Source organism: Streptomyces sp. NPDC001020 (assembly GCF_053599115.1).
Genome location: NZ_JBSFLQ010000005.1, coordinates 185,960 through 205,523, shown reverse-complemented (window position 1 = coordinate 205,523; position 19,564 = coordinate 185,960). Strand labels below are relative to the sequence as shown.

The following is a 19,564-nucleotide window of genomic DNA, read 5'->3' as shown; positions in this document are numbered from 1 at the left end:
GGGAGACCACGCGATGGGACTGACCGCACGGATCCGTACGCGGGACGGATGGGCCGTGTCGCACGCGGTCGTCACCGTGACCGACATGACCGGTACGCAGGTACTGCGGGCCGAGGCCGACGGGGACGGGGTCGTACGGGACGCGACCGCGCTGACCCCGGGCGCCTACACCGTGATCGTGACCGCGGTCGGGTACGCGCCCGCCGCCTCCAGCGCGATCGTCACGGCGAGCGGACGGGCCGAGATCGGGACGGTGACACTCGCCCGGCAGGGCGGCACCGAGCTGCCGCCGCCCGGTCCGTGGACCATCGACCCGGCGCACTCGTCGGTGGGCGCGGTCGCGCAGCATCTGGGGATCTCCAGCGTGCACGGCCGGTTCACGGAGTTCTCCGGGCGCATCGAGATCGCCCCGGACGAGGTGGAGAAGTCCCGCGTCGACGCTGTCATCCGCGCCGCGTCCATCGACACGGGCAACGGGATGCGCGACACCCACCTGCGGTCGGCCGACTTCCTGGACATCGAGCGGTACCCGGAGATCACCTACCGCTCGACCGGTCTGACCGCGGCGGGCTCGGACCGCTGGACGGTTCATGGCGAACTGGCCCTGCACGGCGTCGTACGCCCCGTCGACCTGGACCTCGCCTACCTCGGCACCGGCTCCGACCCGTGGGGCGGCACGCGCGCGGCCTTCCGCGCGACGACGGAACTGCGCCGCGAGGACTTCGCCATGAACTACAACCAGGTGGTCCAGGCGGGCATCGCCGCGATCGGCACGACGCTGAGGGTGGAGCTGGACATGCAGGCGGTGCAGGGTGAGTCGCTGCCGCAGGCGTAGTGCCCCCGGCAGGGTCACGCGGCGCGGGCGGGTCTGCCCCTAGGCTGCCCCCCATGGCACCGAACATCGCGACCAATACCGTCGTAACGCTGGACGAGCTGCTGGACTTCGTACGGCCCCGTCACCGCGCGATCCTGCTGACGCGGCGGGCCGACGGGAGCCCCCAGGGGTCCCCGTTGACCTGTGGGGTCGACGAGTCGGGGCGGATCGTGGTCTCCACCTACCCGGAGCGCGCCAAGACCCGCAACGCCAAGCGCGACGAGCGGGTCAGCCTGATCGTGCTCAGCGACGAGTGGAACGGGCCATGGGTCCAGGTCGACGGCACGGCGGAGGTCATCGACACACCGGACTCCGTCGAACCCCTCGTCGAGTACTACCGCAACATCGCGGGAGAGCACCCGGACTGGGACGAGTACCGGCAGGCCATGATCAAGCAGGGTAAGTCCATCATCCGAGTGACTCCGGTGCGGTGGGGTCCGGTGGCGACGGGCGGTTTCCCGGCCCGCCTGGTGTCGGAGGACTGACCACCGCGCCGGACAGACGGGGATGGCTGTCGGGGTTCTCCGTCACCGCGCCCGTGGACACGACGCCGCGAAGCGGGAGTTGAGTACGCAACCGCCGTCGTTCGCTCAGAGCGCCACGGGCTTGATCAGGTAGCCGGCGCCACGCCGGGTGTGGATCATCGGCTCGCGGCCTGCGTCGATCTTCCGCCGCAGGTAGGAGATGTAGAGCTCGACGACGTTGGCCTTCCCGCCGAAGTCGTACGACCACACTCGATCCAGGATCTGCGCCTTGCTGAGCACTCGTCGCGGGTTGCGCATCAGAAAGCGGAGCAGTTCGAACTCGGTGGCGGTGAGGTGGATGTCGTCGCCGCCCCGCGACACCTCGTGGCTGTCCTCGTCGAGAGTGAGGTCACCGACGACGAGCACGGAGTCGGAGCGGCGGTCGGCGGCACCGGACCGCCGGATCAGACCGCGCAGCCGGGCCACGACCTCTTCGACGCTGAACGGCTTGGTGACACAGTCGTCCCCACCGGCGGTCAGGCCCGCGATCCGGTCCTCGACGGCGTCCTTGGCGGTCAGGAAGAGAACGGGCACGTCGGGCAGCTCGCGCCGCAGCCTTCCCAGGACAGTCAGGCCGTCCGTGTCCGGGAGCTTCATGTCGAGGACGACCACGTCCGGCCTGAACTCGCGCACGGTCCGCATCGCGCCCTGCCCATCAGCCGCGCTGCGGATCTGCCAGCCTTCATAACGGAGGGACATGGACAGCAGTTCGGCGATCGACAACTCGTCGTCGACCACCAGCACTCGGACGGGGCTCCCGCCCGGCCTGTGCAGTTCGGGGCGCGCCTGAGGCGAGGTCGTGGTCATGGTGGACACCATGTCGAGGTCCTCTGAGAGCACTCTTTCGCCCACCTGTGATTTCCCTGAGAAACACACAGGCGCCTCTCAGGGACTCCCCGGGGAAGGCCGCGGCATCGCCTGCTCCCGAGCCCTACAGCCGTGGCAGCCAGCGAAGTTGGGGCGAAAGCGAAGCGTGGTCGCCATGGCGGGCTGTGAGTGGCCCTGCAGTGACGGGCCACGAGCGAGGTGACGTCCGAGGCGCCGTTCGGCTTCCGGTCCGCCTGCCGTGCCCAGCCGTGGGCGTGCCGTTTCGCTCAGCCGTGGGCCCGCTCGAACGCGTGGCTGCGCTCGACCTTGGCGACGTGCAGCGTGTACGACTCGTACCAGTGCGCACGTCCGTTCTTCTGGGCCGTGCGATGCCCTGGATCGCTCCGCCACGCCTCGATGGCGGCGAGGTCCCGGAAGTACCCGACGGTGATGGAGAGCCCGCCAGGCGTCCGGGCGTGGTCCATCCCGAGATACCCGGGGACCTCCTTGACCAGCTCGTCCAGCAGGTCGGAGGTTTCCCCGTATCCGTTGTCCTCGTCGGTCCGCACAGAGGTGAAGACGACGGCGTAGTACGGAGGTTCGTGGGCGGGGACGGGAGTCGGTGGGGCGGTAGCCGTGGACGGCGACTCGGCAGGGTCCGCGGCGGCGGCCGGTACGGCGTGAGTGGCGGAGTGAACGGACGTGGTGGGCGCGTCGAGTGCCTCGCGGTGATCGCTCATGTCGCCCCACGATCGCCTGCGGCGGTGCCCCAGTCCACCCGCTTGTCGAACGAGAACCGAAAGGGATCCTGTTCTTGACCAGCGCGACTGCCCCATGGCCTCGGCACCGGGGCCCCGGGCCTCTGCCCGGCCCGTCAGAACAGTCCGTCCTGTACGCCCGGGTCCCCTACCTCCCGTACCGGCACGGTCGTTTCGTCTCGCTCCGTGGCGGCCGTCAGTTCCCATCCCGTCATCAACCGCGTGTCCAGTACGACCGTCCCGCGCCCGGTGGCCAGGTGAAGATCGGGCCCTGCGGCGGCCAGCAGGTCGCCGCTCACCACCCCGCCGGGGACCAACTCACACACCACACCGTCCACGCGTATCGGCCCGTCGAGCCCGAACACCCCGCTGTGGTCGACAGCCCGGAACGGCGCCCGCTCCAGCGACTCCGGCCAGCCGTCGAGGGCCGCCGCCCGCGCGTGCAGCTCCGCCACCTCAGCGGCCCGCTCCCCGGCCGGCGGCAATGCGGCCCGTACCGCCCTCTTGTCGGCGTACGGAATCCGGTCCGGCACCCGCAGCGCCGCCCGCAGCAGTTCCTCCGCCCGCCGTGCCGCCATCAGCGGTCCGCGCCCCAGCCAGCTGAAGGAGACGGCGCCCTGCTCCAGCAGTCGCGTCGAACCGCGCTCGACCGCGGTGATCCCGACCTTGACCATGCCGGGCCCGAACCACGCCAGATACACGTGGTAGGGCCGCGGATCGTCGGCGACCGTGTCGGCGGCGACGGAGTGCGCCCGGTCGAGCCGCGCGCACTCCTCGCACCGCGCGCCGGTACTCCGCCCGGACACCACAGCCCGCGTCGGACACCCGTGTCCCCGCGCTCCGACACACGTCCGCACACCCCCCGCCACCACGGCGAAGGCCACCCGCTTCCCCCGCGTCAGAGCACTGCGCCGCCCGCCTTCCCACCTGAGCACGGGCACGCCGTCACCCCACCGCAGCCCCGTGCATCGCCACACCTGAGTCATCGCTGTCCAGGGTAGACACGGCCACTGACACGCGGTCCGAGACGATGAAGGAGGCGAGGCGCGGAAGATGAACCGACGGACGGCAGCCCTCGGCTCCGACGGGTGCGCGAAGGGCACAAGTTCCGACCGTGCCGCCGGTCAGCCCATGCTCTTGGCGCCGTCCAGGGACTCCCGGATGATGTCGGCGTGTCCAGCGTGCTGGGCGGTCTCGGCGATGATGTGCATCAGCACCCGGCGGGCCGACCAGCGTGTGCCGGGCTCGTGCCACGGCGCCCTCGGCAGCGGCTGGGTGGCGTCCAGGTCGGGCAGGGAGGCGACCAGCTCGTCGGTCCTGCGGGCCGTCTCTGCGTAGTCGGCCAGCACGCCGGCCAGCGTCTCGCCGGGCAGCAGCCGGAACTCTTCGGCCCGCCGGGCCCAGTCGGCCTCGGTCATGGTGGTGAAGTCGCCCATCGCCGCAGGGCCGTTCAGGATGAATTCCACCCAGTTCCGCTCGACGGCGGTGACGTGCTTGATCAGACCGCCCAGGCACAGTTCGCTGGTGGTCGTCCGCTGCCCGGCCTGCTCGTCCGTGAGATCGCGGGTGGTGAAGCGCAGGAAGTGCCGTTGCTTGGCCAGTGCCTCGAGCAGGTCGGCCCGCTCGCCACTGGCAGCCCGCACGTCGGCCAGGTCATGGGTGCGCAGTTCGTTACCGGTCATGTCTCCGCCTTCCCTGTTCCGTTCGCTCGTTCAGGAACCACGCTAAAGGCCATAGCGGTCAGATCCTGGCCTAAATCGCGAGCTCTCCCGGACACGACGGACGGACTCCGTACGTGTTGGCATGCGTACGGTGATTTCGTCCTGATAGTGCGTCTGGACCAGCCCACTGCTGGCCAGCACGCCACCGGGAGCCGACACGTCCTCACCTACTGGCTCGCCACCATCGCGCCGCAGCGACTCAAGCCGTCCACGCTGAACAGCTACGAGGGGCTGACCCGCCTGTACATCCGGCCCGCCCTCGGCAAGAAGCGGCTGAACCGGTTGTCCCCTGCGGACGTGCGCCGGTTCCTCGCGGAGTTCAAGGACTCCTGCCTGTGCTGCCTGCGGGGCGCGGACGCGGAGCGCCCGGAGGGCAAGCGCTCGTGCTGCGCCGTAGGCCGCTGCTGCGAGCGCCGACCGTCCGCCCGGACCGTCCAGTACATCCATGCCGTCCTTCGGTCGTCGCTTCAGCAGGCGATCCGAGAGGAACTGATCGCGCGGAACGTCGCCCGGATTGTGGAGACCCCCACGGTCACCCGCAAGGAGGTGCGCCCGCTGGACGCCGCGGAGGCTCGCCTCATGCTCAAGACCGCCCGCTCACACCGCCTCTACGCACTGTGGCTGCTGCTGGTGTCGACGGGCCTGCGTCGAGGCGAGGCGCTCGCCCTCACGTGGGCGGACTTCGACCTTGCGAACGAACAGTTGCGCGTCCGCCGGAACGTCCAGCGCATCCGGCGGGAACTGATCTTCGGCAGCCCCAAGACCATGCGTTCCGTTCGTACGGTGTCCCTGCCGAAGCACTGCGTGCGAGCGCTCGTGCAGCACCGAGCTCAGCAGGAGCGGGAACGGAAGGTCGCTGGGAAGAAGTGGCAGCCGGCGCCGGGGCAGCCGGACGGGCTGATCTTCACCACGACGACCGGTCGCGTCACCGACCCCCGCAGCCTGAACCGAATGCTCACGATCCTGTGCCGGGACGCCGGCGTGCGACGGGTGCGGGTGCGGGTGCACGATCTTCGGCACACGTGCGCCTCGCTCCTGCTCGCTCAGGGCGTGGACGCCCGCACGATCATGGAGACACTCGGCCACAGCACGATCACGATGCCGCTCGACACCTACGCGCACGTCATGAGCACGACGCTCAAGGCCGCTGCTGACCGGATGGATGACGCTCTTGGGCTGGATGATCCGGGGGAGGAAGCAGAGGACGAGCAGGAGCCGCACGCAGAGGAGTGATCGGCACTTCGGACCGCGTTGATGTCAGCGGTTGATGTCAAAGGCCCCTGGGAATGATCCCCAGGGGCCTTTGACCTGTGTGCACTCGGCAGGATTCGAACCTGCAACCTTCTGATCCGTAGTCAGATGCTCTATCCGTTAAGCTACGAGTGCTTGTCTTTTGTATTCGCCCCCGCTCTCGGTCCTTTCGGCCCGCTCGCGGCGACAGGAAGAACATTACATGACGGCCGCCGTCATGTGAAATCCGTTTGCCACACCCCTTGTGACCTGCGGAAACGCTATGCAGGGTGCGAGGCGGCTCGCGGGCCGGCCTGTCGGCCGGGAGGCGAAACCGCCCCAGAAACACCGAAGCCCCGGTCACAAGGACCGGGGCTTTCGTGATCAAGCGCGGAGGCGGAGGGATTTGAACCCTCGATGGGCTTTAAGGCCCAAACCGCATTAGCAGTGCGGCGCCATAGACCGGACTAGGCGACGCCTCCAGCACAACCGCCCGCGCAAGCGCGAGTGGTGCGTGCAGATGATGACACAGTCGAGTGCGGTGTCACCAATCGCCCCCTACGGTACTAGGCCGAAAGGCCACAGGGCAAAGCACCGGCCGCGATCCGTGCGACGGGATCGACGAGGCGGGATCCGTGCGGACGCCCCGGCGGACGTCACACACCGCTTCCCGTTCGGCGATGCCCCGGCCGTCCCCTTCGCCACTCCCGCCACGCCCGCAACCGCAACGCCCCGCCGCCGTTAGTCACGGCATGGTTCAGATCACCTCGCGCGGCGTGCTCCTCGGTGCCGTCGCCCTCCTCACCGTGGCCGCGGCTCCCGCCGTGGCGTACGACCATGTCGATCCTGCCGTCCCTGGCGGGGACCGGCTCGTCGTCACCGTCCGCCACGCCGGGCGTGCCGACGGGACGTACCTGCTGCGCTGTCACCCCAGTCGGGGCAGCCATCCGGATCCCGTCGACGCATGCGCCGCACTCGACCGGCGGACCGTCTGGGGCCGGGACCCGTTCGCACCGGTGCCGCCGCTGCGCCTGTGCACGATGGAGTACGGCGGCCCGGCCACCGCGCGCATCACCGGGACCTGGGCCGGGCGGCCGGTCGACGCGCGCTACAACCGCAAGAACGGCTGCGAGATCGCCCGCTGGAACGACCTGGTGCCCCTGCTGCCGGACGTGCGCTCGTAGCGCCCGCTCTCCCACCGGTCACGGCCCGCGGCCGGAGAACATCGGTTCCACGGGAACGGCCCGCGCGTTCACAGGTGCTGGGCACTTTCGCGTGCGGTTTTCCCGCTCATCCGACGCCGCGGGTCGGGGCACTGCCCGTAGACTCCCTCGCGTGACACGTCGCGGGCCGGTTGGCAAGATGGCCCCCGCGGTCGGCAAGGTGCGGTAACAGGGAGGAAGCGTCTCGTGAGCAGCAGGCCATCCCGAGGGGCTGCTCGCCTCGCTGCCATACTGGACGCGTTGCCCGACGCGTTGGTACTGGTCAACGCGAACGGGACCGTCGTCAACGCCAACACCATCGCCCTGGAGGCCTTCGAGGCGCCGGGGACGGCCCTGGTGGGGCGGGGACTGCTCGATCTGCTGCCGCGGTTCGACTCGCGGCTGATCCCCGGATCCATGCGACGGCCCGACTCCACGGACTCTCAAGGGCGCACGAAGCCCACGCGGATGACCGCCCGGCGGACCGACGGGAGCGAGTTCCCCGTCGAGGTCACGAGCGCCAACCTGGAAGACGGCCGGCAGGCGTACGACGGCCAGGGCTACACGGGCGACGAACTCCTCATGCTCGTCGTCCGGGACCTGTCCGGAACCATCGACACGGAGGCCGAACTCGCCCGCTCCCAGCGGCAGACCGAGATGATCCTGCGGGCCGCGGCCGAGGGCGTGGTGGGCACGGACACGGACGGGCGGATCGTGCTCGTCAACCCGGCCGCCGCGCAGATTCTCGGATACCGGGCCAGCGATCTGGGCGGGAAAGAGCTGCACACCCTCGTTCTGCACTCCCGCGAGGACGGCGCCCCGTTCCCGTACGCGGAGTCCCCGCTCCACGACACGCTGCGCTCCGGACGCAAACACCGGGTGCGCGGACAGGTGTTGTGGTCCAAGAGCGGCGACCAGGTGCCGGTCGACCTGACGACCTCGCCGGTGCGCGACGGCGACCAGATCGTCGGTGCCGTGATGACGTTCACCGACCGGCGTCCGTTCGACGCGGTCGTCGCGGAGAAGAGCGAGGCCGACAAGCAGCACCAGCAGGAACTCGAGCGGGTCGCCAAGGAGCACGCGGAGGAGCTGGAACGGCTGCGCGAGGAGCACGCTGCCGAGCTCGCCGAGCTGCGGGAGCGGCACACGGAGGAGCTCGCGGCCGGCGACGAACGCTACGCCGCGCTCGGCGAACGCGAGAAGGACCGCTACGAGGCGCTGGCCGCCCGCCACGAGCAACTGCTCGCCGTACTCGGCCACTCCCTGCGCGGCCCCCTCGACGAACTGCGGGGCCAACTGTCCGCGCTCGCCGCGGACGACGCCGGTCAGCTGTGGCCCGAGGCCAACCAGGTACTCCACCACCTCGCGGCCGGCTACTCACGCATCACCACGCTCGTCGACAACGTCCTCGGCTACCAGCGTCTGGACGTCGGCGAGGTCGAGCTCCTACGGATGCCCGTCATGCTCGACGCGGTCATCGCCGCCGGAGTCGACGGGGCCGTCGAACTGATCGGGCCAGGACGTGTGCAGTTCGCCGTGCACGCCCCGCCCATCGAGGCCGAGGTCGACCCGCAGCGGCTCGCCCAGGCGCTCGCGCACCTCGTCGCGGACGTGGCGGGTGTCGACTCCACGGGCAACGCGCCCGTCTCCGCGGGCGGTTACATGGGCAACACCGTCGTGGTGGCCGCCGCGCAACGCGGCGAGGTCGTACGCATCGAGGTACGCGGCCCGTACGCCGGCGGAGACCCGGTGCACCAGCCGATCGTCAGCGGCATCGTGCGTGCGCACGGCGGTGTGCTGCAGACGCACCAGGTACCCGGCATGAGCGGCAACGCGTATGTGCTGGAGGTACCGCTCGGCGGTGGTGCGGGCGCGGTCGCGGCGACTTCGATCGAGGCGCCCGTGGAGGACCTCGGCGCCGAGGCCGTCCCGTCCGACCAGTGCGGTGGCCGGCGGCGGGCCCGCCGGTCGTCCGTGGACGCGTTCCTGGACAACGAGGTGGGCGACTCCGCTCCGCCCTCCGACACGGCCGTTACGACGCCCACCGGGCGGCGCAGGCGGCGCGCCGCGGAGGAGCCCGCCACCGAGGTGTCCGGGACGACACAGGCGGCCGCGAGCGATGGTGTCGCGGAGACGACCGGGGCGTCCGGAAGTGGGGGACGGCGGCGCGGACGGCCGAACCCTGTCGAGAGCGGAAGCGAGGGCTCAGCGGTGACTGCCGCCGGGCATGCCGCGGGAACCATGGCCACCGGGCTGGAAGAGACCCTGCCGCCGCAGGGCGTACCCACCCCCACGGGGCGGCGCGCCCGCCGCGACACCGAACAGCAGACGCCGCCGACCACTCTGCCCTCGGCCTCCGGCACGCCCTCCCCGGTGGGAGCCGGGACGGCCCCGGAACCCACCGGACGCCGCCGGCGCGCGCTCGCCGCGGCGAACGCCGCAGCCGCGGACTCCGGTACCCGGCAGGTGTTCGCGCTGCCGCCGGCCGAGGCCGACCGCACACCGGAGCAGAGCCCGCTCCCTGGCGCCCAGGCCGACGAGGGCCGCCATGACGCGGCACCGCACGATCTGGCCGAGGACCACACACCGCCGCAACCGCATCCGGTGCCCGTGCCCACGGGCCGCCGCCGTGCCCACCAGGCCGTCGCGCCCGCCCGGCAGTTGCAGGACGGAACACGCGGGACGGATACGGCCGGGGAAACGCCTTCGCAGGGCGTGCCGGCACCTGACGGTCCGCAGCCTGCCCCTGCGCAGGGCGTACTCGCACCCGAGGTCGCCCAGCCGCCCGTTCCCCCGCAGGGGGTGCCGGCTCAGGGAGGCCCCGGCCTGCCCGTGCAGCAGCCGTTGACGCAGACGGCCCCTGGTCAGCCGGTTCCCACGCAGCACGGCCCCGGGGTACAGCCCGCGCCGGCAGCAGCACCCGGTCAGCCGGTTCCCGCCGCACCCGGCCAGCCCCTCCCCGGACAGCCCGCCACACCCGGCCAGCCCCTCCCCGGACAGCCCGCCGCACAGGCGCAGCCCGGCCCGCAGCCCACTCAGTCCCTGCCCGCGGCCGCCACGCCTCCATCTGGGACTCCGGTGCCCCCGCAGGCCGCCCAGCCGCAGCCCCGGCAGGGCTCCGGTGACACCTCCGGGGCCGGGCTGCCTCTACCGCAGCCCACCCCGTCGGCAGGCACCCCGCTGCCTCCGGAGCGCACCACCCGGCCGCGAGCCGCTCAGCCCCTGCCCGCCGAGGCGTCCGCACCCGGCGATCCCAACTCGACGCAGGGACGGGCCATCAGCGTGCGCACGCTCGGCCAGGGTGTGCCCTTCGCACGTCAGGCGGCGGCCCAGCCCCGCTCCCAGTCGTCCACGCCTCCCCCGCACCAGCCGAACGGTTCGGGCCGACGCCGCAAACTCGGCACACCTCCCGAGCCCGCGGGCGAGCGAACGGAGACGGCCGGGCGCCCGCATCCGCAGGCCGCATCGACCCCACTCCCGACGCAGTCCTCCCCGGCCGGACAGTCCCGCCTGGCCGCGGCCACCCAGGGCGCAGGGCGGTCGTACGCCATCGGAGCCCCGGACGCGAACGCCGACGAGGGTCCCGAGCCGCTCGACGGTCCCGGTGGTGCCGTCGAGGTCGCCGACCAGCCCCAGACACAGCCGATGGACGACGAGCTGCCCCCGGAGCCGCTCGACAACCCGCGCCGACTGCTCGTGTGGCCCGCGCCGGATGTGACGACCCAGCAGGCGCTCAGTGACCGTGGCTACCGGCCTGTCGTCGTCAACTCCCGTGAGGAGGTCGACGCGCAGATAGCCGCCTTCCCGGCCGCGCTCTTCGTCGACCCGCTCACCGGCCCGATCACGCGGACCGCGCTCCAGTCGCTGCGCCAGGCGGCGGTGGCCGCCGAGGTCCCCGTGCTGGTCACGGCGGGACTGGGACAGGCCACGCGCGAGGCGGCGTACGGCGCAGACCCGGCCATACTCCTGAAGGCACTGGCTCCGCGTGACTCCGAGCAGCACCCGCCACGTGTACTGCTCATCGAGGAGCACTCGGAGATCGCGCTGGCGCTCACCGCGTCGCTGGAGCGGCGCGGGATGCAGGTCGCCCAGGCCGCTTCGGACACGGACGCCGTCACGCTCGCCGAACAGATGCGACCGAACCTCGTGGTGATGGACCTGATGCAGGTGCACCGCCGCCAGGCCGGGATCATCGACTGGCTGCGCGCGAACAACCTGCTCAACCGCACCCCGCTCGTCGTCTACACCGCCGCCGTCGACGAGGCCGATCTGCCGCGGCTGGTGTCGGGGGAGACGGTCCTGTTCCTGGCGGAGCGCTCGACGAGCCCCAAGGTGCAGGGGCGGATCGCGGATCTGCTGGCGCGGATCGGGACGAACTGAGCCCGACCTAGGGTGATCAACCCACCCAAATGTCACGGAGGCGCTGTTTCACGTGAAACAGCGCCCCGAGGGACCCGCATTCGGCCTTACATGCTGGTGACGTCCAGGTCCCCGATGGCGTACTGCTGACGCAGCACCTTCTTGTCGAACTTCCCGACGCTCGTCTTGGGGACCGCCTCGACGATCGTCCAGCGCTCGGGGAGCTGCCACTTGGCGATCATGACCTCCTCCGAGAGGAAGGTGCGCAAAGCGGCGAAGTCGGTGGCGGCATCGTCCTTGAACACCACGACGGCGAGCGGGCGTTCGCCCCATCTGTCGTCGGGAACGGCGACGACGGCGGCCTCGGCGACATCCGGGTGCGACATCAGACCGTTCTCCAGGTGAACCGACGAGATCCACTCGCCGCCGGACTTGATGACGTCCTTGGCGCGGTCGGTGAGGGTGAGGAAGCCGTCGGGACTGATGGTGCCGACGTCGCCGGTCCTGAGCCAGCCGTCTTCACTGAACTTGTCGACCGGGCGCAGAGGTTCGGCGTCCGGGCCGTTGTAGTAAGCGCCCGCGATCCATGGTCCGCGCACCTCCAGTTCACCCGCGGACGCTCCGTCCCAGGGAAGCCGTTCGCCACCGGGTCCGATGATGCGGGCTTCGACGCCTGCCGGGAAGCGGCCCTGAGTGATCCGGTACGCGAACTCCTCCTCCGTGCCGACCGCATGGGCCGGCGGACGGGCAACCGTGCCCAGTGGGGAGGTCTCCGTCATGCCCCAGGCATGGCAGACACGCATCCCCAGCTTGTCGAAGGACTCCATGAGGGAAGGCGGACAGGCCGCGCCGCCGATGGTGACCTGCGCAAGAGAGGAGACGTCGCGAGGTCTGACGGTCAGCTCACCGAGCAGGCCCTGCCAGATGGTGGGGACGGCCGCGGCGTGCGTCGGCCGCTCGGCCTCGATCATCTCGGCGAGCGGGGCGGGCTGCAGGAACCGGTCCGGCATCAGCATGTTGATGCCGGACATGAAGGCGGCGTGCGGCAGGCCCCAGGCGTTGACGTGGAACTGGGGGACCACGACCAGCGAGGTGTCCTGGTCGGTCAGGCCCATCGACTGGGCCATGTTGACCTGCATGGAGTGCAGGTAGATCGAGCGGTGGCTGTAGACCACGCCCTTGGGGTCGCCTGTGGTGCCGGAGGTGTAGCACAGGGCGGCGGCCTGGCGTTCGTCCAGCTCGGGCCAGTCGTACGTGGTCGGCTTGCCAGCGATCAGGTCCTCGTACTCGTGCACGCGCACGGGGAAGCCGTCGAGCGGGCTACGGTCGCCAGGGCCGGAGACGACGACGTGCTCGACCGTCCTCAGGTGCGGCAGCAGCGGGGCGAGCAGGGGGATCAGTGAACCGTTGACGATGATCACGCGGTCGGCGGCATGGTTGACGATCCAGGTCAGCTGCTCGGCGGGCAGGCGCAGGTTGAGGGTGTGCAGGACCGCGCCCATGGAGGGGATCGCGAAGTACGCCTCGACGTGCTCGGTGTTGTTCCACATGAGGGTCGCGACCCGGTCGTCGTCCCTGACGCCGAGGTCGTCGCGGAGTGCGTTGGCCAGCTGCACCGCGCGGGCGCCGGCCTCGGCGAAGGTGCGTCGCTGCGGCTCGCCCTCCCCGGTCCAGGTGGTGATCCGGGAGCGTCCGTGCACCAGTACCCCGTGAACGAGGATGCGGGTGACGGTCAGCGGTACGTCCTGCATGGTGCTCAGCACAGCGGTCCTCCCGGGCGGCCTGCGCGGTAGTAGGTTGCGCAGATTCTGCGCACATACCACTTGGTATGTCACTAGGCCTCGGGATGATCGATCAAGGGACCTCCCGTTCACCCGATGACCCGGTGAGCCCTCCGGTCACAGCACTGCTGCCTCTGGATCGGATCAGGCCGGGCTCGCGGGGTCCGGCAACGCGCCCTGATCCGGCCCGCTCCGGACGAAGGGCCCTAACGGACCGGCTCCAGTTCGGGGTCCTCGCGGAGCTTGCCCAGCGCCCTGGACACCGCCGATTTGACCGTTCCGATGGAGACGCCGAGCACCTCCGCCGTCTGGGCCTCGCTCAGGTCCTCGTAGTAGCGCAGGACCACCATCGCCCGCTGACGTGCGGGCAGTTTCATGATGGCCCGCCACATCGCGTCGTGCAGCGCCTGTTGCTCGGCCGGGTCCGTGGCCGGCATCTCCTCAGGCTCGGGCATCTCGTCGCAGACGAACTCGTCGACCTTGCGCTTGCGCCACTGCGAGGTCCGGGTGTTCAGCAGCGCACGGCGTACGTACCCGTCGAGCGCGCGGTGGTCCTGGATCCGGTCCCAGGCGACGTACGTCTTCGTCAGCGCCGTCTGCAGCAGGTCCTCCGCGTCACTCGGGTTCGCGGTCAGCGACCGGGCGGTGCGCAGCAGCACCGGCTGGCGGGCCTTCACGTACGACGAGAACGACGGGTACGGAAGGGTCCGCGTCATGGCGTTCGAAGCGCTGGTGCAGACGGGTGTGGTCATGGCTCCACGCTAGGTTCGTCCCGCCTGCGACGGATCGGCCGCAGGTCCCGAAGCGGTATCCGCCTCAGGTTGTAGGTGGGGGGTTGGCCCCACCTACTGAAGGTGGACGAGTCCGCGCGCACCCTTGGGGGTTCACCCCGAGAGACGAGCCCCAGCGCACGAGCCGAGCGCGTGTGTACGAGGACCGCACTGGTCCGCGCGGGCCCACCGAAGACGTCCACCGGGCCGCGGCGGGCGGGGAAGGCGCGTACCGCCGCCCCTCGCAGAACTCAGGTGTCAGGCCGTGCGCAAACAAAACGTGCGCGCGACGGCACCGAAGTACCGTCGCGCGCACGTGTCACGACCCCAGAAAGCACACCAAGAAGGGAATTCGGGCCGATGGCGTCACATCGGCCCACCGCTCACCACAGCTTGCCGAAGTTGATGACCACGTTCCCGTTCCCCTGGTTGACGGTCGTGAAGGCGGAGTCCTTCACCTGGGCCGTATTACTCCGGTTCGAGGCGCCGAACCCGACCGCCTGTTGTTGTGTGGTGGACGAGTTGCCGTTGTTGTCGTGCCCTACCCCGCCACCCATACTCGCGGCAGCCGCATTCGATCCGTCGTTCGCGAAGGAGCCGTTGTCCGCCGAGGCGACACCCGTGAAGAGGGTGGCGGCGAGGGGCAGGGCCGCGGCAGCAGCGAGGACGCGGGCGGTGCGGATGCTTGCCATGTGATTCCTCCGAAACCATGCGCGTGCCGACAGGTTCGCTGACACGCAGGTGAAGTAGGGCTTGGCTCCGAGCAGTTGGTCTACCGCTGCGGACCGGTACACGACGTCGCGACTTCAGAGTTGCCCACCACAGCCGCGACGAACCATGCTGGAGGCCCTGATTCGCCCTCAAGCGTGACCACATGTCAATAAACCCATCTCGCGGCACCCTTCACCGCAAACTGCCCTTCTCCATCGAATCAGGGCGACCCAGCACCAAGCGCCACACGGAATGAACCGCTTCGGAACCTTTTCGACCGACCACTCATCACCACCTTCCCGAGCCGTCGGTCGCCGTCACGAACTCCGCGCAACACACCGGACAGCACTACCTCTTTCCTTTTTCGAACGTACGTACGAAACTGGATCCATGGCCACCATCGACCGGCAGGCCACCACCCTGGCCCTGGCCCACGCCCTCTCCGTCGCGGAGCGCGGGCTCGCGGTGATCCCGCTGTCCCGGACGAAACTGCCGGCCCTGCGCTCCCCCCACCGCGACGACCCCACCCCGTCGACACCCGCCTGTCACGGCGAATGCGGCCGTTTCGGGCATGGGGTGTACGACGCCACGACCGACCCCCGCCGCATCCGCGAACTGTTCGCCGCCGCGCCGTGGGCCACCGGCTACGGCATCGCCTGCGGCCTGCGCCCCCACCACCTGATCGGCATCGACCTCGACACCAAGTCCGGAACCGACTCATTGGCAGCTCTGCGCGGACTCGCGTTGCGCCACCTGTTCACGATCCCCGCAACGGTGATCGTGATGACCCCGAGCGGAGGCCGGCACCTGTGGCTGAGCGGCCCACCCGACGTGGTCGTGCCGAACTCGGCGAGCCGTCTGGCACCCGGCATCGACGTCCGTGGCGCGGGCGGCTACCTGGTCGGCCCCGGCTCACGCACCGAACACGGCATGTACGGCACTGCGCCGGGCACCGCACACCTGGCGCCCGCACCCTGCCCGCCTGCCCTGCTGCGCCTGCTCACACCCCCGCCGCGTCCGCGCCCGGCCGCACCTTCCCCGGTCAGACGGCACGGGCACGGCCTCGTCCAGTTCGTCCTCGCCGCACACGAGGGCCAGCGCAACACCCGGCTCTTCTGGGCCGCCTGCCGGGCGTACGAGAACGGGATCGGCCCCGACCTGACCCCCACGCTGGTCGACGCCGCGATCCGCACCGGCCTCACGGAACGCGAGGCCCTCGCGACGATCGCGTCGGCGGCACGGATGACGGGGCAGCGGCCCTGAGGACGGATGCGGCAGACGCCGCGGCGAAGGCCGGCGAACCAGGCGCTACTGCCGTGCGGCACCGGCTTCGATCGGCCGGGTGCGTAGCAGTGCGAGGGTCGGCAGGCCTGTGGCGGTGAGGGCGAGGAGGACGGCTCCGGCAGCCAGTAGCAAGGCGGTGCTGGTCGGGATGTAGGGGGCGGCTCCGGTGAGACCGCGGGCGATCGGGACGAGGGTGGTCCAGGCGATGGCGCCACCGAGGGCGAGGCCGGATACGGCGACGAGGAGAGATTCCCAGGCCATCATGTCCCGGACTTGGCGGCGGGTGGTTCCGGAGAGGCGGAGCAAGCCGATTTCGCGGCGGCGGTCAAGAACGGTCATCACAAGGGTGTTGGCGGCGGCGACGGCGGCGAATCCGCCGAGCACGGCGGCCATGACGGTGTTGGCCCAGGCGTTGAGCTCCTGGGCCCGGTCGGCCTGGGCGCCGTATCCGGCCGCGTCCGTGACGGTCGTCCCCGGAGCGAGTGCGGTCAGCTGCCGGGTCGTGGCCTGCCGGTCGGCGCCGGGGGCGGCCGCGATGAGCACCTGACTGTCCAGGGCGGCCGTCACATGCGCGGCGACCGCGGCACGGGGCATCACGACCTGGCCCACACCGAGGCCTCGTTCGTAGGTGGCGACCACGGTGGGCCGGACCTTGGTGCCGTCGCCCAGCCACAGGGAGACCCGGTCACCGGTTTTCACGTCCAGGTCCTTGGCGATCGTGGTGTCCAGTGCGACCGTCCCGGATCCGAGTGCGCGCAACGAGCCGCTCTTCACGCCGAGGTCGAGCACCTTGGGCAGGTTGCCCGGGTCACCGGAGACACCCAGGACCGTCGTCGAGTTCAGTTCGTTGCCGGACCGGTAGACGGCCCCGGTGCGCAGCACTCCGGTCGCGGACTTCACGCCAGGTAGCCGCGCCGCCCGCTCGGCGGCGGTCGCGGGCAGGCCGGGGCCGGTCGAGCCGAGCACGTGGTCGGCGACGACCGCGTGCTTGACGTTCTCGCCGGAGGCGTGGCGGATGGTGCTCTGCATGAAGAGCAGCGTGCCGCAGAAGGCGGTGACCATGATGATCGGAGTGATGGCGGAGGCCAGGCGGCGGGCCTGGGCGCGCGTGTTGTCGGCGGCCAGGGAGCCGGCGGCTCCTGCGGCGCCCGCCCGCAGGGGCAGACCGAAAACGCTCGCGCACAGGTGCGCCAGCAGCGGACCGAGCAGGGCGACGGCGAGCAGGAAGCACATGATCACGCCGAGGGCGGTGTTGGCGGCGTCGCTGCCGCCGAGCCGGGCGGCAAGGGTGGCCAGTACACCGCCGCCCGCGAGGGCGGCCAGCCCCATGACGATCCGGATCACGCCAGGCCGGGCGCGCTCCACGGAAGCTTCCCCGAGCGCCTGGCTGGGGCGAAGCCTGGCGGGTCGGCGCGCGGCCACCCAGCCGGCCGTCAGCGCGGCCAGCACACAGGCCCCCACCGCGACCACCATCGGCAGCACGCCGACGTCCAGGGACACCTGCTCGGGCACGGCGCCGCGGTCGACGAGTTCACCGAACCACCAGCGGGCCAGTGCCAGGCCCGGCAGCACCCCCAGCGCGGCTGCGACAGGTGCGAGGATCACTGCCTCGGTGGCGATGGTGCGGCGGATCTGACGGGGCGTCGCGCCGATCGCACGCAGCATGGCGAACTCACGGGCTCGCTGTCCCGTGGCCAGCGCGATCGTGCCCATGACGACGAAGACCGCGGTCATCGCCGCGACACCGCCGAAGGAGCCGCCCAGCCCGGTCAGGACCTCCTTGCCCTCGGTGAGAGCCGCCACTTCGACGGCTCCGCGCGCGTCACCGGTGGCGACCTTGGCGCGGCCGTGCACGGCCTGGCGTACCTGTCCGGCCAGGGCGGAGACGGTCACGCCCGCACGGGGGGTCACGGCGATGGCGTCCACCGTCCCGGGATGCCCGGAGAGCCTCTCGGCCACCCCGTCCGCGAACCACGCACTCGGGCCATCGGCCTTCGCGGAGATCAGCCCGGAGACCACGTAACTCCCGCTGCCGCCGGGGGCAAGCAGTGAGAGGCGGTCTCCCGGCGCAAGGTGTGCGGCTCGGGCTGCGCTCTCCTCCAGCACGACCTCCCCAGCCCCAGGCGCGTGTCCCTTCCGCGCGGCGGAGGGGTCGTCAGCGGTGAGGGCGGCTGCCGAGAAGTTCCGTCCGGTCAGCGCGGGCAGCGCGCCCGCCTCCTTCACCACCTGTATGGGGAAGGACAGGTCCGGCACGGCCGCGGCCACTGCGGGGCGGGCGGCGATCTCGGCCACCAGTGCCTTGTCGACGTGGCTGCGCTCCGGCAGAGCGATCTGCGTCGATGCCCTGTCCCCGCCCTCCTGATAACTGAACCGGACGTAGGGATCACCGGAGACCACCACGGGGGAATCCGCGTAGCGCACGGCTTCCACGTGCGCGGTGATGCCGGTCTGCAGCAGAGTGCCGCAGGCGGTGATGATCAACGCTCCCAGCAGCAACGCAACGAAGCTGCCCACGAAGGACGCGGGCCTGAAGCGCACGGAGGCCCGCGCGAGACCATTCGTCACGCCGCCGCCCCCACGAACCCGTCGGCCCCAACGGTCAGTGCCACCATCCGGTCGGCCACCGCCTGCGGGTCGGGACGCCACAGATTTCCCACCAACGCCCCATCGGCCAGGAAGAGCACCTGGTCCGCGTGGGAGGCGGCCACCGGGTCATGGGTGACCATGACGACCGTGGCACCCATGACATCGACCGCACGGCGCAGCAGCCCGAGGACCTCCCGGGCGGACCGGGTGTCCAGGGCGCCGGTCGGCTCGTCCGCGAACACCACCTCCGGCTCCGTTATCAGCGCGCGCGCGATCGCCACACGCTGCTGCTGCCCGCCCGACAACTGCCCAGGACGCCTGCTCCCGTGGTCCGGGAGCCCGACTTCGGCCAGGAGCTGCTGCGCCCGCCGCCGGTCCTGTCGCTCACCCGCGAGCCGCTGCGGCAGCAGCACGTTCTGCAGCACGGTCAGGGAAGGCAGGAGGTTGAAGGACTGAAAGACGAACCCGATACGCGTGCGCCGCAGCTTCGTCAGCCGATCCTCGCTCAGCTGGGTGACCTCTTCCCCGCCGAGCAACACCTGCCCCGAGGTCGGCCGGTCCAGACCGGCGGCACACTGCAGGAACGTGCTCTTCCCCGACCCCGACGGGCCCATCACCGCGGTGAAACTGCCCCGCTCCAACGCCAGGTCCACTCCGCGGAGCGCCTGCACGGCCGTAGCGCCTCGCCCATGAGCACGGGTGACGGCGCGCAGCTCGATCGCAGGGGGCCCACTCCGGTCCCGCTCGGTTTCCATGCTGTCGCGGCGCCAGGCCATGACGTTCCTTTCCTTGCTGGTCAACTGCGTTGTCGACGGTAATCAGCGAGCAAAGCGCCAGCGATGGAGTCAGCGGGGCTCTTCTTGGTGGGGATATCCCCCCGGCCTGTGGGCGCGGACCCCCACCCTGACGCTCGGTGTCGCACGGTGATCGGCCCCTCGGAGGGGGCGCTGCCGACCG

15 protein-coding genes and 2 tRNA genes are annotated in these 19,564 nt (G+C 70.9%); 6 read left to right on the top strand and 11 right to left on the bottom strand.

Going from position 1 to position 19,564, the window contains the following annotated elements; genetic code table 11:
• The first annotated feature begins 13 nt into the window (after window positions 1-13).
• Both ACWDEX_RS06550 and ACWDEX_RS06545 read left to right on the top strand, forming a co-directional pair.
• Entirely contained in the window at window positions 14-835 is an 822-nt protein-coding gene (locus tag ACWDEX_RS06550) for a YceI family protein (protein WP_450462086.1), read from the top strand.
• A 53-nt stretch (window positions 836-888) separates the two neighbouring features.
• The gene (locus ACWDEX_RS06545) at window positions 889-1,359 is read left to right on the top strand and encodes a PPOX class F420-dependent oxidoreductase (protein WP_450462085.1); all 471 of its coding nucleotides are present in this window, start codon (window positions 889-891) and stop codon (window positions 1,357-1,359) included.
• Between the two features lie 105 nt (window positions 1,360-1,464).
• Here ACWDEX_RS06545 and ACWDEX_RS06540 read toward each other — a convergent pair whose 3' ends face one another.
• The 4 genes from ACWDEX_RS06540 to ACWDEX_RS06525 form a co-directional block, all read right to left on the bottom strand.
• The gene (locus ACWDEX_RS06540) at window positions 1,465-2,205 is read right to left on the bottom strand and encodes a response regulator transcription factor (RefSeq protein WP_450462084.1); all 741 of its coding nucleotides are present in this window, start codon (window positions 2,203-2,205) and stop codon (window positions 1,465-1,467) included.
• 287 nt (window positions 2,206-2,492) lie between these two features.
• Window positions 2,493-2,945 carry an antibiotic biosynthesis monooxygenase family protein gene (locus tag ACWDEX_RS06535; RefSeq protein WP_450462083.1) on the bottom strand — a complete coding sequence of 151 codons (453 nt, stop codon included), beginning with the start codon at window positions 2,943-2,945 and terminating at the stop codon, window positions 2,493-2,495.
• A 134-nt stretch (window positions 2,946-3,079) separates the two neighbouring features.
• Complete coding sequence (locus ACWDEX_RS06530) at window positions 3,080-3,949, bottom strand: DUF2797 domain-containing protein (protein WP_450462082.1); 870 nt, start codon at window positions 3,947-3,949, stop codon at window positions 3,080-3,082.
• 138 nt (window positions 3,950-4,087) lie between these two features.
• Window positions 4,088-4,645, bottom strand: coding sequence for a DinB family protein (locus ACWDEX_RS06525; protein ID WP_450462081.1), 558 nt, complete (start codon window positions 4,643-4,645; stop codon window positions 4,088-4,090).
• Between the two features lie 147 nt (window positions 4,646-4,792).
• Here ACWDEX_RS06525 and ACWDEX_RS06520 point away from each other — a divergent pair, with 147 nt between their 5' ends.
• Window positions 4,793-5,917 carry a tyrosine-type recombinase/integrase gene (locus ACWDEX_RS06520; protein WP_450462079.1) on the top strand — a complete coding sequence of 375 codons (1,125 nt, stop codon included), beginning with the start codon at window positions 4,793-4,795 and terminating at the stop codon, window positions 5,915-5,917.
• Window positions 5,918-5,997: 80 nt separating this feature from the next.
• On the opposite strand, the gene ACWDEX_RS06515 is transcribed toward ACWDEX_RS06520, so the two are convergent.
• Both ACWDEX_RS06515 and ACWDEX_RS06510 read right to left on the bottom strand, forming a co-directional pair.
• A tRNA-Arg gene (locus ACWDEX_RS06515) sits at window positions 5,998-6,070 on the bottom strand.
• A 235-nt stretch (window positions 6,071-6,305) separates the two neighbouring features.
• A tRNA-Ser gene (locus tag ACWDEX_RS06510) sits at window positions 6,306-6,396 on the bottom strand.
• A 270-nt stretch (window positions 6,397-6,666) separates the two neighbouring features.
• Here ACWDEX_RS06510 and ACWDEX_RS06505 point away from each other — a divergent pair.
• Together ACWDEX_RS06505 and ACWDEX_RS06500 are read left to right on the top strand one after the other, a co-directional pair.
• Complete coding sequence (locus ACWDEX_RS06505) at window positions 6,667-7,098, top strand: SSI family serine proteinase inhibitor (RefSeq protein WP_450462077.1); 432 nt, start codon at window positions 6,667-6,669, stop codon at window positions 7,096-7,098.
• Between the two features lie 225 nt (window positions 7,099-7,323).
• Window positions 7,324-11,496, top strand: a complete 4,173-nt coding sequence (locus ACWDEX_RS06500; protein WP_450462076.1) for a PAS domain-containing protein — start codon at window positions 7,324-7,326, stop codon at window positions 11,494-11,496.
• A gap of 86 nt (window positions 11,497-11,582) precedes the next feature.
• Here the strand turns inward: ACWDEX_RS06500 and ACWDEX_RS06495 are convergent, their stop codons facing one another.
• The 3 genes from ACWDEX_RS06495 to ACWDEX_RS06485 form a co-directional block, all read right to left on the bottom strand.
• Window positions 11,583-13,226: a long-chain fatty acid--CoA ligase gene (locus ACWDEX_RS06495; RefSeq protein WP_450462151.1), complete on the bottom strand. Its 1,644-nt coding sequence runs from the start codon at window positions 13,224-13,226 to the stop codon at window positions 11,583-11,585.
• Window positions 13,227-13,462: 236 nt separating this feature from the next.
• Window positions 13,463-14,008, bottom strand: a complete 546-nt coding sequence (locus tag ACWDEX_RS06490; protein WP_450462075.1) for a SigE family RNA polymerase sigma factor — start codon at window positions 14,006-14,008, stop codon at window positions 13,463-13,465.
• A gap of 401 nt (window positions 14,009-14,409) precedes the next feature.
• Complete coding sequence (locus ACWDEX_RS06485) at window positions 14,410-14,718, bottom strand: hypothetical protein (RefSeq protein ID WP_450462074.1); 309 nt, start codon at window positions 14,716-14,718, stop codon at window positions 14,410-14,412.
• A 409-nt stretch (window positions 14,719-15,127) separates the two neighbouring features.
• Between ACWDEX_RS06485 and ACWDEX_RS06480 the strand changes: the two genes are divergently transcribed.
• A complete protein-coding gene (locus tag ACWDEX_RS06480; RefSeq protein ID WP_450462073.1) occupies window positions 15,128-16,000 on the top strand; it encodes a bifunctional DNA primase/polymerase in 873 nt (290 codons plus the stop codon).
• Window positions 16,001-16,045: 45 nt separating this feature from the next.
• On the opposite strand, the gene ACWDEX_RS06475 is transcribed toward ACWDEX_RS06480, so the two are convergent.
• Window positions 16,046-18,586, bottom strand: a complete 2,541-nt coding sequence (locus ACWDEX_RS06475) for an ABC transporter permease (RefSeq protein ID WP_450462072.1) — start codon at window positions 18,584-18,586, stop codon at window positions 16,046-16,048.
• Entirely contained in the window at window positions 18,583-19,383 is an 801-nt protein-coding gene (locus tag ACWDEX_RS06470; RefSeq protein WP_450462071.1) for an ABC transporter ATP-binding protein, read from the bottom strand. Before ACWDEX_RS06470 ends, ACWDEX_RS06475 begins: the two co-directional genes overlap by 4 nt.
• Window positions 19,384-19,564 lie beyond the last annotated feature (181 nt).